The sequence below is a fragment of the Clostridium sp. genome (genome assembly GCF_021443865.1).
In the GTDB taxonomy this organism is placed as follows: domain Bacteria; phylum Bacillota; class Clostridia; order Clostridiales; family Clostridiaceae; genus Clostridium.
Genome location: NZ_JABUTB010000013.1, coordinates 1 through 15,210, shown reverse-complemented (window position 1 = coordinate 15,210; position 15,210 = coordinate 1). Strand labels below are relative to the sequence as shown.

11 protein-coding genes are annotated in these 15,210 nt (G+C 28.9%); all 11 read left to right on the top strand.

What is annotated here, in order from left to right; genetic code table 11:
• The first annotated feature begins 175 nt into the window (after positions 1–175).
• The gene (locus HUJ77_RS03435) at positions 176–724 is read left to right on the top strand and encodes a dTDP-4-dehydrorhamnose 3,5-epimerase family protein (protein WP_291707176.1); all 549 of its coding nucleotides are present in this window, start codon (positions 176–178) and stop codon (positions 722–724) included.
• 244 nt (positions 725–968) lie between these two features.
• Positions 969–2,840 (top strand): excinuclease ABC subunit UvrC, encoded by a 1,872-nt coding sequence (gene uvrC / locus HUJ77_RS03430; RefSeq protein WP_291707175.1) that lies wholly within the window; start codon positions 969–971, stop codon positions 2,838–2,840.
• Positions 2,841–3,017: 177 nt separating this feature from the next.
• Positions 3,018–3,938, top strand: coding sequence for a UDP-N-acetylmuramate dehydrogenase (murB, locus tag HUJ77_RS03425; RefSeq protein WP_291707174.1), 921 nt, complete (start codon positions 3,018–3,020; stop codon positions 3,936–3,938).
• A 138-nt stretch (positions 3,939–4,076) separates the two neighbouring features.
• The gene (locus HUJ77_RS03420; protein WP_291707173.1) at positions 4,077–4,559 is read left to right on the top strand and encodes an LURP-one-related family protein; all 483 of its coding nucleotides are present in this window, start codon (positions 4,077–4,079) and stop codon (positions 4,557–4,559) included.
• 29 nt (positions 4,560–4,588) lie between these two features.
• Positions 4,589–5,380 carry a TIGR00266 family protein gene (locus HUJ77_RS03415; protein ID WP_291707172.1) on the top strand — a complete coding sequence of 264 codons (792 nt, stop codon included), beginning with the start codon at positions 4,589–4,591 and terminating at the stop codon, positions 5,378–5,380.
• Between the two features lie 186 nt (positions 5,381–5,566).
• Complete coding sequence (hisC, locus tag HUJ77_RS03410) at positions 5,567–6,670, top strand: histidinol-phosphate transaminase (RefSeq protein ID WP_291707171.1); 1,104 nt, start codon at positions 5,567–5,569, stop codon at positions 6,668–6,670.
• A gap of 178 nt (positions 6,671–6,848) precedes the next feature.
• Positions 6,849–7,733 (top strand): RNase adapter RapZ, encoded by an 885-nt coding sequence (gene rapZ / locus HUJ77_RS03405; RefSeq protein WP_291707170.1) that lies wholly within the window; start codon positions 6,849–6,851, stop codon positions 7,731–7,733.
• Positions 7,730–9,085 carry a gluconeogenesis factor YvcK family protein gene (locus HUJ77_RS03400; protein ID WP_291707169.1) on the top strand — a complete coding sequence of 452 codons (1,356 nt, stop codon included), beginning with the start codon at positions 7,730–7,732 and terminating at the stop codon, positions 9,083–9,085. The genes rapZ and HUJ77_RS03400 overlap by 4 nt, the downstream gene beginning before the upstream one ends.
• 144 nt (positions 9,086–9,229) lie before the next feature.
• Positions 9,230–10,486 (top strand): GHKL domain-containing protein, encoded by a 1,257-nt coding sequence (locus tag HUJ77_RS03395; protein WP_291707168.1) that lies wholly within the window; start codon positions 9,230–9,232, stop codon positions 10,484–10,486.
• Positions 10,487–10,578: 92 nt separating this feature from the next.
• Positions 10,579–11,529: a DNA-binding protein WhiA gene (gene whiA / locus HUJ77_RS03390; protein ID WP_291707167.1), complete on the top strand. Its 951-nt coding sequence runs from the start codon at positions 10,579–10,581 to the stop codon at positions 11,527–11,529.
• Between the two features lie 156 nt (positions 11,530–11,685).
• On the top strand, positions 11,686–15,210 hold a 3,525-nt coding region (locus HUJ77_RS03385), incomplete at its 3' end, for a DNA polymerase III subunit alpha (protein ID WP_291707166.1).

Sequence of the window (15,210 nt, the reverse complement as noted above, 5' to 3'; positions counted from 1 at the left end):
TATCTTTAATTTAGAATGAGATAAAGAACGTATAATGCGACATAGAGTTTAGGAGGTCGCAATAAGTATGATCATTATCTCATTCTCTTTTTTCGACATTCACTCTTTAAATATTAATTCATATATTAAAATATGACTATTATTTCATAACTTTTAAGATAAAAGGAGATTAATTATGTTTAGGGTAAAACAATTAGAAGTGGAAGGATGTTACTTAATAACTCCAACTGTACTTATGGAAAGTACTTGTGATTTAATTAAGGTTTTTAATGATGCTCAATTTAATATATATGGATTAAGTACAGAATTTAAGGAGGAATATTATGCTATTGCAAAGCCAGGTGTAGTAAGGGGAATTCACTTTCAATTACCACCTGAAGAACATGATAAGCTTGTTACTTGCATAATGGGCGAAATTCAAGATGTGGTAGTAGATTTAAGAAGGGGTTCTAAGACCTTTGGGAAATATACTGTATTAGATTTAAATGAAGATAATAAGAACTTAATATACATTCCTTCAGGATGTGCCCATGGATATTATATTAAAGGAGATAAGCATGCATTAGTTTATTATAAAGTTACAAAGCCTTTTATTAAGGACTTGCGAGGTGGAATACACTGGAATTCTTTAGATATTCCTTGGGAATTTGATTATAATAATATTGAAGTAGAAAAAGAAGATGAGAATTGGCCAAAATTTGATGAGTTTAAGTCACCTTTTTAAATAGATATTTTTATAAAATGGAAAAGTAGAAAAATTTGTTTTCAATAGGAGTTATTTATTATAAATGAAGTAAGAAATCACTATTTTAATAAAAAAGGAGATAAATATTATATGGTAGGTGCTTAAAAAATAAAGTAAGTTACAGTAAATATAGTATTTATATCCTTTTTCCTATTGTTAATTGCAAATATTTTTACTAGTGATAAAATTTATATTACATAGTGAAAATAAAGGAGAATAATAAATGTTTGACTTTGAATATCATTTAAAAAATTTGCCGGAAAAACCTGGTGTTTATATAATGAAAAATTCTCTTGGCGAAGTTATATATGTAGGAAAAGCTAAGATTTTAAAAAATAGAGTAAGGAGTTATTTTCAAAACTCCAAAAATCATTCTGAGAAAGTTAGGGTAATGGTTAAAAATATCTCAGAATTTGAATACATAGTAACGGATTCAGAAATGGAAGCCTTAATATTAGAGGGTAATTTAATCAAAAAGTATAGTCCGAGATATAATATTGCTTTAAAGGATGATAAGTTTTATCCATTTATTAAGATTACAACAAATGATGACTTTCCAAGAGTATTTGTAACAAGGAAGTATGCAAAGGATGGAGCAAGATATTTTGGGCCTTATACTAATGCTACTGCAGTTTATGAAACTATAGATTTAATTAATAAAATCTTCCCAATAAGAACTTGTAAGTTATTAATTAAGGAAAATGGTGACAAGGTAAGACCTTGTTTAAATTATCATATTAAAAAATGTGTTGCACCTTGTGCTGGATATGTAAAAAAAGAAGATTATGCTGAAATGATTAATGAAATTGTGGATATACTTAATGGTAAAGATAAAACTATTATTAATTCCTTAAAAGCTGAAATGGAAGAAGCATCTAAGAATTTAGAATTTGAAGCGGCAGCAAAAATTAGAGATAAAATTCTTGCTATAAATTCAATAGTTGAAAAGCAAAAGATATTTAAGACTATGGAAGGTGACGAAGACTTTATCAATATATTTCAGGATGAAATGGATAGTTGTATTCAAGTGTTCTTCTCAAGAGATGGAAAAATAACTGGGCGTGAACATTTTATATTTAATAACACTGCTGATGACAAAGTTAGTGAGGTTTTAGAAGATTTTATTACTTCATTTTATGGAGGTACTGCTAAGATTCCTAAAACTATCTATTTACCAGATATAGAGGATCCAGAACTTATAGAAGATTTTCTAACTATTAAAAGAGGAGCAAAGGCTTGGATAAAAGTGCCTCAAAAGGGACAAAAGAAAGAGATGTTAGAAATGGTGAGAAATAATGCTAAAATCACCTTAGAGCAATTTAAAGATAAGTTTTTTAAGGAAAAGGAAATTAATAGAATTACTTTAGAAGAACTAAGAGATTTACTTGATTTAGAAGAATCACCTTTTAGAATTGAATCCTATGATATTTCTAACATTCAAGGAGTAGATTCTGTTGGAACAATGGTAGTTTTTGAAGAAGGAAGAGCAAAAAATAGTGACTATAGAAGGTTTAAGATAAAGTCAGTAAAGGGTGCTAATGATTATGATAGTATGAGAGAGATACTAGAGAGAAGATTTAAGCATGGACTTGATGAAATAAAAAAGATACAAGAGAAACAGCTTACTTTTTCTAATGGAAAGTTCTCTAGTTTTCCTGATCTAATTATGATGGATGGAGGTAAGGGTCAGGTTAATGTGGCTCTTGAGGTTTTAAATAAGCTTAATATAAGTATTCCAGTTTGTGGGTTAGTTAAAGATGACAAACATCAAACAAGAGGAATTATATATAATAATGAAGAGCTTATAATTAATAGAAGTTCTAACTTAATGCAAATGATTAGAAGAATTCAAGATGAGGTTCATAGATTTGCAATTACTTATCATAGAACTCTTAGAGATAAAAGAACCTTACATTCAATATTAGAAGATATACCGAATGTTGGAGAAAAAAGAAGAAGAAATTTGTTAATGAAGTTTGGAAGTGTAGAAAATATAAGAAATGCTACATATAATGAATTACTAGAGACTGAAAGTATAGACAAAAAAGCTGCAAATAGTATAATTGATTACTTTAATAAACAAGATAAAAGGTAACAAAATAGTTACAAATAGATTAATATATAGAAATATATTAGTAATGGGTTGTTTATTAATTATTTTTAATTTATACTATTTTAAGGTATAAATTACGAGACATAAATAAATGCAGAAATGTAAGTGCTACTTAAACTATATGTAGATTATTAGTAGGTTATTTGTAAGGAGTTAGGTATGAATCAATATAAAATATTTGAGGGATTATTTAAAGAATTTTATAGAAGTGAAGATGTTATCCTTAACGCTGAAATGAAAAATTATGTTCATTTTAGAGTGGGAGGGCCTGCAGACATTCTTTTGATTCCTGAAAATAAAGAGCAGGTTATGAAAACTATAAAGATATGTAAAGAGAATAACATACCTTATTTTATTGTTGGAAATGGATCTAATTTATTAGTAAAAGATGGCGGAATCAAAGGTGTCGTTATAAAGTTAAATGAAGTTAAGAATATTAGAGTAGTAGGTGAAATCATAGAAGCTGAATGTGGAGCTATGTTAAAAGACGTATCTAGTGAAGCTGTAAAAAATTCTTTAACAGGATTTGAGTTTGCGTGTGGTATACCTGGAACTGTAGGTGGAGCTGTATTTATGAATGCAGGGGCTTATGATGGAGAGGTTTCACATGTTATTGAGAGTGCAGAAGTTATTGATAGTAATGGAGAAATTAAGACTTTATCAAAAGAAGAATTAGAACTGGGCTATAGATCTTCTATAATTATGAAAAAAAATTATATAGTTTTATCAGCAAAGTTTAAATTAACTTATGGAGAGGTAAGAAGAATTAAGGAAGTTGTAGATGATCTTACATGCAAAAGAGAATCTAAACAACCTCTTGAATATCCTTCAGCAGGAAGTACATTTAAAAGACCAACGGGATATTATGCTGGTAAACTTATTCAGGATGCTGGATTAAAAGGCTATACTATAGGTGGGGCAGCTGTATCTGAAAAACATTCAGGTTTTGTGATAAATAAAAATAATGCTACAGCAAAAGATATATTAGACTTAATTGCCCATATACAATACGAAGTAAAACAACAATTTGGCGTTGATTTACATCCAGAAGTTAGAATAATAGGTGAAGATAAAAAATAAATAAATTAAACGAAAAAGAAATTTAATTTTAATTAAATTTCTTTTTTTTATAAAAAATAAAAGTAAATAATTGACAAAGTACAAATGGTATAATATACTTTATTTAAGGTTATTTTGAACTGTGAAAGGGGTGTGAATATGAGAAAGTTTTATATTAAAGAAAGGTTATTTGCAATAGGAGCTAAATTCGATGTATATGATGAACAGGGGAATAATGTCTTTATATCAGAGGCGGATAAGTTTGACATAGGAAAAAATATAAATATATATGATTCAAATAACAGAAAAGTACTGTATATGAGACAACAGATTAGATTAGGAAGCCATAAATATATAGCTTATGATAAAAATATGCGGGAGATAGCAACTATAAAGAAGGAGTTCATGACTCCTGAATATAATATAACAGGCTCTGTTGGGGTAATGAGTATGATTGGTTCTAGTATTCTAGGCAGAAATTATGAAATAAAAAAAGATGGAATAACTTTAGGAAGAATAAGTAAGGAATTCACTTTTGGAAGAGATAGGTATTTTCTTGAAGTTATAGATGAAAACTATACTTTATTTTTTATTGGATTATTAATTATGGTTGATATGATTAGATTTCATAATAATAATTAAATTTTAAATTTATTAGGAGGAATGTAAAAATGGTTCATGAAATTGATTATGAGATTCATGGTAATGAAATGCAGTTTGTAGAAATTGAATTAGATCCAAGGGAAACAGTGGTTGCAGAATCTGGAGCAATGATGATGATGGATAATAATATAACTATGGATGCTATATTTGGAGATGGAAGCGAAAAATCTAAAAGTGGTGGTTTCCTTGGAATGTTAGGTAGTGCAGCTAAAAGAGTTATAACTGGAGAAAGTCTTTTTATGACTTCATTTACTAACACAGGAATGTTAAAACAAAAGGTTGCTTTTGCAGCTCCATATCCAGGAAAAATATTGCCAATAGATTTAAGGAATTATAGAGGAAAGCTTATATGCCAAAAGGATGCTTTTCTATGCTGTGCTAAAGGAATAAGTGTTGGAATAGAATTTACTAAGAGATTAGGAACAGGATTCTTTGGTGGTGAAGGATTTATACTACAAAAGTTAGAAGGTGAAGGCCTAGCATTTATTCATGCTGGTGGAACTATTATTAAGAAAACTTTAATGCATGGAGAAACTATAAAAATAGATACAGGATGTTTAGTAGCCATGACAGAAGGTGTTAGATATGATATACAATTTGTTGGTGGAATTAAAAATGCTGTATTTGGAGGCGAGGGATTATTCTTTGCAACCTTAACAGGACCTGGAGAAGTTTGGATTCAAAGCTTACCTTTTAGTAAATTAGCATCAAGAATATATGCATCAGCACCACAAAATATGGGAAAATCAGTTGATGAAGGAAGCATTCTTGGAAGCATTGGAAATATATTTGAAAAGTAGTTGTGGAAACTTATTTTTAACTTATATATAATGAAATAGAGCAATAAATAATTAACGAGGGGGGAGAACTGGGGCTAAATGAAAAATGAATAATTAATAATGTAAAATGAATGAGCAATCTCCTTACGGAGATTCTAATGAAATGTAATTTATTCATTGAATATTTGTCCAGTAGTTCGGAGTAGAATGGAATATAGAGTTAGAAAAGAAGTTCAAGGACTAGAAAAATATGTAGCAGGTAAGCCTATAGATGAGGTCAAGAGGGAATATGGCATAGAAAGGGTAGTTAAACTAGCATCTAATGAGAATCCCTTAGGAGCATCAGAAAAGGTTAAGAAGCTTATGGCTGATTTAGTAAATGAATTGAATATGTATCCAGATGCATCTTCATTTGATTTTAAAGAAGCATTAAGTAAAAAGCTAAATATAGATAGGAATATGATATTCTGTGGGGCAGGATCAGATTCTTTAATAAATGTAATTTGCGAAGTGTTTTTGAACAAAGAAGATGAAAGTATAATGGCTGATATAACTTTTCCGAGATATGAAAGTAATACGAAGCTAATGGGAGCTAAAGCAATAAAGGTTCCTTTAAAAAATTATGGCTTAGATTTAGAAGCTATGGTAGAAGCCATAACTGAAAAAACTAAAATAATTTGGCTTTGTAATCCTAATAATCCAACAGGAGGAATATTTACAAAGGCAGATTTAGATAGAGTATTAAATAGAATACCTAAAAATGTGATTATAGTTATGGATGAAGCTTATGGAGAATATGTTACATCAAAAGATTATCCAGATTCATTAGAGCTAATAAAATCATATCCTAATATGATTATTTTAAAGACCTTATCTAAGGCTTATGGATTAGCTGCTTTAAGATTTGGGTATGGCATAGCTAATGAAGAAATAGTAGATTATATGAATAGGGTCATAAATTCATTTGATGTAAATTTATTTGCCCAAAAGGCAGCAACTGTTGCAATAGAAGATGATGAATTTTTAAATAAAGTTAAGACTTTTAATGAGGAACAAAGAGAAGTATTAGCGTTAGAGTTTGATAAAATGGGACTTAAATATATAAAGTCAGAAGCTAATTTTATAATGGTTAATGTTAATGGAGATGATAAACCAATACATGAATACTTATTAAGAAATGGATATATAATAAGGCCAGGATACTTATTAGATATGCCAGGGTGGTTAAGAGTAAGTCTAGGAACTAGGGAACAAAATATAGAATTTTGTAAACTATTAAGATTAGCAATAGAAAAACGAGATAATAAATAGATTAAAGGGAGATGAGTATAAACTTTTCTCCTTTTTTAAAGTATAAAATATAAGGAGTATTGTATTTGGTTATTTTATATTGGGTAAATAGCAGTACATTTAAGTCATTATTATTATAATTAAGTGCCTAATATGATATAATCTTATTAAGTAATACAATCAAAGGGGAGGTAGCATAATGAGATTTATAATAGTAACAGGATTATCAGGAGCAGGTAAGACAGAAGCAACAAGAAGCCTTGAAGATATGGGGTACTTTTGCGTAGATAACCTTCCACCAAAGCTAATACCTAAATTTGCAGAAGCTTGTGTTCAAAGCCAAGGAAAAATAAGCAAAGTGGCTTTAGTAATAGACATTAGAGGAGGAATATTCTTTGATGATTTATTTGAAAGCTTAAATTATTTAAAAAATCAAGATTTTAAATATGAAATATTATTTTTAGATGCCTCTGATGAAGTTTTAGTTAAGAGATTTAAAGAAAGTAGAAGAAGTCATCCATTAGCACCTGGAAGTAGAATAATAACAGGTATTAATGAAGAAAGAAATAGGCTAAGAGAAGTAAAGGATAGAGCAGATATAATAATAGATACATCAAAATATGCTATTAAAGATTTAAGAGAAGAAATGACAAAAAATTATGGCGATGTAGAGCAGCCTAAAAAGCAACTTTCTGTAACTATACTAAGCTTTGGATTTAAATATGGAATACCAGTGGATTCAGATTTAGTTTTTGATGTAAGATTTATACCAAATCCTTTTTATATACCTGAACTTAAACCACATTCAGGTAATGATGAACCAGTTAAGCACTATGTCTTAGAACAGGAAGAAACAAAGGGATTTATTGAAAAAGTTGAGGACTTATTAGAATTTTTAATACCTAAATATAAAAAAGAAGGAAAAAGACAACTTATAATATCAATAGGATGTACTGGAGGAAGACATAGATCTGTTGCAATTGCAAATGAGATATATAATGGTTTATTAAACAAGGAGTATAATATTTCTATAGAGCATAGAGATATAAAAGAGGATGTTCATCAAGGAGCAAAGAAACTATGAGTATAAAAGAATGGCTAAAGCCTGGAATTAAGGTGAAAAGATGGCTCTTCTTTGGAGTTTTCGGTATTTTACTAATAGCTTTTGGTTTCACGGAATTAGCTGTAAGAAGGGTTTATGATATTTATTATAAAATATTCTATGTATTTCTAAATATAACAGGGGTTTTAGTAATATATATTTCTGTGGTTGAAAGTATAAAATCAATAATTGCTTTAACTAATAAAGGCTACATTCATCTATCATTAGATAGTAGAAAAATGGAAAATTTAATATATGAAAAAAGATTGTTAGTAAAAGGACCTAAAATAGTAGTAGTAGGTGGAGGAACTGGACTATCTACAATGCTGAGGGGACTAAAATATTACACATCAAATATTACTGCTATAGTTACTGTTGCAGATGATGGTGGTGGTTCAGGTGACCTAAGAGAGGATTTAGGCATGTTACCACCAGGGGATATAAGAAACTGTATATTAGCATTAGCTGATACAGAACCATTAATGGAGGAACTACTGCAATATAGATTTACAGATGGAAGACTTAAAAATCAAAGCTTTGGTAACTTATTTCTAGCAGCTATGGATGGAGTAAGTGAAAATTTTGAAGATGCAGTTCAAAAAATGAGTTCAGTTCTTGCAGTTACAGGAAAAGTTTTACCTGTAACTTTAGAAGATATGAAGCTAATAGCTGAATTAGAAAATGGAAATGTAATAGAGGGTGAGTCCCAAATTCCAGAAGAAGCAATAAAACAAAATTCAAGAATAAAAAAATTAATGGTAGAACCTAAAAATGCTAAGCCTTTAGAAGATGCTATTAAATCTATAGAGGAAGCAGATGCAATAGTTCTTGGACCAGGAAGTCTTTATACAAGTATTATTCCTAATTTATTGGTTAAAGACATTTCAGAAAGTATTAGAAAAAGTGATGCTATTAAAATATATATTTCAAATATAATGACTCAGCCTGGAGAAACCCATGGATTTAAAGCGTCTGATCATATAAAAGTTTTAAAGAAATATGGTGGAAGAGGAATAGTTGATTATGTAATAGCTAATAGAGGAGATATTCCATCAGATATAAAGGAGAGATATTCAAAGGATAACTCTCAATTAGTTGAGTTAGATAATAGAGAGCTTAAGAAGCTAGGTGTAGAAGTTATAGAAGCCTCTTTAGCGAAAATAGAAAAGGGCTATGTTAAACATGATTCAGAATATCTTGCTGAAGTTCTTGTAGATACAATAATGGAGAAGAAGCTATTATACGATAGAAAGAGAATAATAGAATATATGTATGTTTCTCAAAAAATAAAGCAAAGAGAAAAAGAAAATAGAGCTAATAAAGATAATAATTAATATTAATGGACTAAAGGTTAATTCCCTTTCAGTCCATTTTTTATAATTAAATTAAACGAATATACAAGAGGCATAGAAAAAAATGATATTATTTGTTAGAATATGCTTATACAAAGAAAATATTGGGAGTAAAGGAAGAATTTTATGGATATATTAATGATATTTATTGAAATGATGATAGTACTACTACTTTATAATAGTATGTTTAATAAAGGAAAGACAGATAAACTTTTAGTTTATTCTTTAATAATTGCAATATGTAGTACATTGTTTTATATTTTCAATAATAATAATAATAATAATGTAATATTTGTTTATTTAACTCTATTAGTAGCAGAAATAATAGCTATAGCTTATGTAGATAAAAAGGATAATAATTTAGTTTTAGTAGAAATATTTATAAGTGTAGTTATTAGTTTTATAATACAAAGCATTGCAGTTGCAATAATATTTTTAATAACAGGAAAAACAAAAGAATATAGGAATGTACATTTTCTTTTATATGCATGTAGTATACTTTTAATATTAATATCGATGAGAAATATAGATAAATTGAAAAAAATTGATTTTGAAGATTATATTGAAGATAATCTTCTAATATCCAACACAATTTTAAATATTTTTATGTTTTTTGCGATATTAAAATTGATTTATGATAGTGGAAGTATAGGCAATAATATAATTATTCAAATTATATTAATTATATTTATTATTATTTTCTTTAATATAAGTTTTTATAAAAGTATACATAAGACAATAATAGAAAATAAGAATAAGGAAGTTAAGAATGCTTATAATCCTTTATTAGATGAAATAATTTCTAATATAAGATCAAATGAGCATGAATATAAGAATCATATAGGAATGCTATTTTCCATGATTCAGGTATCTAATAATATACCAGAGCTTAAGGAAAGAGCAAAAAGTTACATTGGTAAAATACAAGATACTAATGTTTCCAGTGATGTTTTAGATATTGAAAGCACAATAATAAAAGCTGTTTTATATAGTAAGTTAGTAGAATGTGACCAGCTAGGAATTAATTTGAATTATGAAATAAAAACTAACTTGGAAAACTCAAATCTTGATGATTCTGAAATAACTATTATACTTAGTAATTTGTTAAATAATGCTATTGAGGCTACTAAGAATAATAGTAAGAAGGATATAAAAGTAGATATAAGAAAATTAGAAAGATATAAAATAGAAGTTAAAAATAGTATTGATGAATTAAATATAGATCCAAGTAAAATTCAAAACTTTTTTGAAAAAGGTGTTTCAAGCAAGGGCGATGGAAGAGGCTATGGATTATATAATGTTAAGAAAATAGTAAAAAAATATAAAGGCTCAATATATGCTAGAATAGTTGAAGACTATTTGGTAATAGAAATATATGTATAGCTTATAATAAGCTATAATTTACATCTAAATTTTTATTGTTATTTATGGTATAATAACTTGATAAGAATAGTAAATAAGGAGAAATAGGCAATATGTCATTTTCATCAAAAGTCAAAGGAGAAATATGCAGATATTCAGAGTTAACTAAAGAGGAAGCGTTAGCTGAAATTTCAGCAATAATGAAGGTAAGTGGAACAATATCCTTTAGTGGATTGGGCTTATCATTTAGAATTACTACTGAAAATCCTGCATCTGCAAGGCATATATTTAGTCTGCTAAAAGAGCATTTTAATATACATTCAAAATTAATGGTTAAAAAGAGTAACTCTTTAAAGAAAAATAATATATATATGGTTCTAATAGAAGAGGATATGGGTGTTAGAGATCTTTTAAGGGATACAGGAATACTTACAGAGATAGAAGGAGTATTGACTCTAAATTATAGAATAGATAAAGAGATGGTTGGCTCAGAGGAGTTAAAAAGAGCATATGTAAGAGGTGCTTTTATTGGTGGAGGCAGCATAAGTAATCCAGAAAAAACCTATCATCTAGAGTTTGTAACTCATAGTGAAGAATATGCAAGAGACTTATGTGAATTAATCAATACATTTGGATTAAACTCAAAAGTAATACAAAGAAAAAATAGCTTTATAATATACTTAAAAGAAGGAGAACAAATTTCAAACCTATTAGGAATTATAGGAGCACATACTTCATTACTAGAATTAGAAAATATAAGAATAATGAAGGAAATGAGAAATAATGTTAATAGGCTTGTAAATTGCGAGACTGCAAACTTAAGTAAAACAGTTAATGCAGCTGTTAGACAAGTAGAAAGTATTAAGCTTATACAAAAAGAAATAGGTTTGCAAAGACTACCACAAAATTTAAGAGAAGTGGCAGAGCTTAGATTAAGCTATCCAGATGAGTCTCTAAAAGAGCTTGGAGAAATGTTAGATCCTCCAGTTGGAAAATCTGGAATTAATCATAGATTAAGAAAAATAGAAAAAATAGCAGAAGAAATAAGATCGGGAACGTACTAACTAATGCATAATGCATAATTAAGGAAGTAACTTGTACTAAATTACTAAAATATTTTTAAAAACTCAGCTTGCTGAGTTTTCACATAAATTATGCATTGTCCATTATGCATTGTTAATTAGAAGCTGACCAGCTCAGCTTCTTTAGGGGGTGTTTATTTGGAAAAGAAATTTACGCACTTGCATCTTCATACTGAATATAGTTTACTTGATGGTTCTGGAAAAGTAGAGAATCTAATAAGTAGGGCAAAAGAATTAGGAATGGATAGCATTGCTATAACTGATCATGGGGTTATGTATGGTTGTGTAGCCTTTTATAAGGAAGCTATAGAACAGGGAATTAAGCCTATACTTGGATGTGAAGTATATGTAGCTGCGAAATCTATGGATATAAAGTTAAATGATAAGGAAAATAGCACTCATCATCTAGTTTTATTGGTAAAAAATGAAGAGGGATATAAAAATCTTATGGAAATAGTATCAGAAGCTTCTATTAGAGGCTTTTACTATAAGCCAAGAGTTGACCATGAATTTTTAAGAGAACATAGTGAAGGACTTATAGCCCTAAGTGCATGTTTAGGTGGAGAAGTTCAGTCATGGCATCTTAAGGATAATTATGAAAAGGCTAAGGAAGTAGCGCTTTTATATAATGATATCTTTAAAGAGGGATTCTATTTAGAAATACAAAATCATGGTATGGATGAACAAAGGAAGGTTACAGAAGCTAATATTAAGTTATCTAAGGAAACAGGAATTCCATTAGTTGCAACTAATGACGTTCATTACATAAATCAAAAGGATTCAGCTTCTCATGATATTCTAATGTGTATACAAACTGGAAAAACATTAGATGATCCAAATAGAAGAAGATATCCATCAGATCAATTTTATTTAAAATCTCCAGAAGAGATGTGGGATATGTTTTCATATGTGCCAGAGGCACTAGAGAATACTACGAAGATAGCTGAAGAATGTAATTTTAATTATGAATTTCACGTATCAAAATTACCTAGATTCCCAGTTCCAAAAGGAATAGAGCCTTTTGATTATTTAAAGAATCTTTGTTATTCAGGATTAATTGAAAGATACGATATATTTGATGAATTCAAAAACAAACCACTAAATGTTGATGAATTTGTGGATTATTATAAAGAAAATGAAGAAGCTTGTGGATATATTGATAGATTAGAATACGAATTATCAGTAATTAAGCAAATGGGATATGTAGATTATTTCTTAATTACTTGGGATTTTATAAGGTTTTCTAATGAAAATGGTATACCAACTGGCCCAGGGCGTGGATCTGCAGCTGGTTCAATAGTAGCTTATACATTAGGAATTACTAAGATAGATCCAATAAAATATAGTTTGCTTTTTGAGAGATTTTTGAATCCTGAGAGAGTAAGTATGCCTGATATAGATTCTGATTTCTGCTATGAAAGAAGACAGGAAGTTATTGATTATGTTGTTGATAAATATGGAGTAAACAATGTATCTCAAATTATAACCTTTGGAACTATGGCACCTAGAGTTTGTATAAGAGACGTAGGAAGAGCTATGAATTATTCTTATGCAGAAGTAGATAGAATAGCAAAAATGATTCCTACTATGCTAGGGATCACAATAGATAAAGCTTTAGAAATAAATCCAGAGCTTAAAGCAGCATATAATAATGAAGAAAGAGTAAAGAACTTAATTGATATTAGTAAGGATTTAGAAGGAATACCTAGACATTCATCTACTCATGCAGCTGGTGTAGTAATAGCATCTAAACCACTAGTTGAATATGTACCCCTTCAAAAAAATGAAGAGTCTATAGTTGCACAATTTGATATGACAACATTAGAGGAACTTGGACTATTAAAGATGGATTTCCTTGGACTTAGAACCTTAACTGTTATGAATGATGCAGTTAAAATGATAAAGGAAAATCAAGTAATAGAAGTTAATTTAGATAAGATAGGCTTTGAAGATGAAGAAGTATATAAAATGCTAGGCGAGGGAAAGACAGCAGGTGTATTCCAATTAGAATCACCAGGAATGACTTCATTTATGAAGGAGTTGAAGCCAGACTGCTTAGAAGACATCATAGCGGGTATATCACTTTATAGACCAGGTCCTATGGCTGAAATTCCTAGATATATAGAATGTAAGCAAAATCCTGATAAAGTTAAATATGAAACCCCAGAGCTTGAAGATATACTTAATGTAACTTATGGAGTAATGGTGTATCAAGAACAAGTTATGGAAATTGTAAGAAAACTTGCTGGATATTCCATGGGAAGAAGTGACCTTGTTAGAAGAGCTATGTCTAAGAAAAAGCACAAGGTTATGGAAGAAGAGAGAAAAAACTTTATATTTGGTGTTGTAGATAAGGATGGGAATGTAGAAGTCCCAGGATGTAAGAGAAATGGGATTTCTGAAGAAGCTGCAAATAAGATTTTTGATCAAATGATGGACTTTGCATCATATGCTTTCAACAAGTCTCATGCAGCAGCATATGCAGTTATAGGATATCAAACAGCATATTTAATGAAGTATTATCCTGCTGAAACTATAGCTGCTATGCTTAATTCAGTTATGGGAACAAGTGAAAAGGTAGCCCATTATATTGCTTTTGCTGAAAGCTTAGGAATTCAAGTTCTACCACCTGATATAAATGAAAGTTACTCAAAGTTTACTGTTAAAGGTGATAAAATTAGATTTGGATTAGCAGCTATAAAAAACGTAGGCTTTAATGTAGTTGAAACAATAGTAGAATCCAGAAGTAAAAAAGGTTCCTTTGAATCTTTAATGGATTTTATTAATAAAATAGATTTATCATCAGTTAATAAGAGAGCTATTGAAAGCTTAATAAAAGCAGGTGCTTTAGATGGTTTTAACATATATAGATCAAAATTATTAGCTGTATATGAAAAGTTAATGGATGGAGTAGCTAGCGAGAAAAAGAGAAATATAGATGGGCAAATAAGTTTATTTGGTATAGAGGAAGAAGTAGAACTTCCAGAAATAAATTATCCAAATATAAAGGAGTTTGCGAAGAAAAATTTATTATCTATGGAAAAAGAAATGACAGGATTATATTTGTCAGGTCATCCTTTAGATGAATATGTAGATAGCCTTAAGGTACAGACATCTACTAATATTGAAAAAATAAATCAGTCATATGAGATAATAAAGGAAAACTTTAATCCTAATGACTTGCCAGAAGACATAATTCATGATGAAGAAAGAGTTATTCTTGGAGGGATAATAGCTGAGTATAATCAAAAAATAACTAGAAATAATACTATGATGGCATTTTTAAAATTAGAAGATTTAACTGGTATTATAGAAGTTATAGTTTTTCCAAAGACATTAGATAAGGTTAGGGAAAATCTAAAAGAAGATGCTTTAGTAGTTATTAAAGGAAGAATAAGCATTAAAGAAGATGAACTTCCAAAGTTAATATGCGAAACTATTGAGCCTTTAGAAAAAATAAATACATCAAAAGTATACTTAAGAACTAAAGATTTAAAAGAAGGAAAAGCCTTAATACAAGAGTTGAAAAAGATGCCTGATTATTATAAAGGTGATACTACTGTATATTTATTTACTGAAAATGATAGAAAAAGCTATAGAATGTCAAAGGATATATGGATAAATCTAGAGTCTGATGCAGTAATTTATTTTAAAGAAATAATA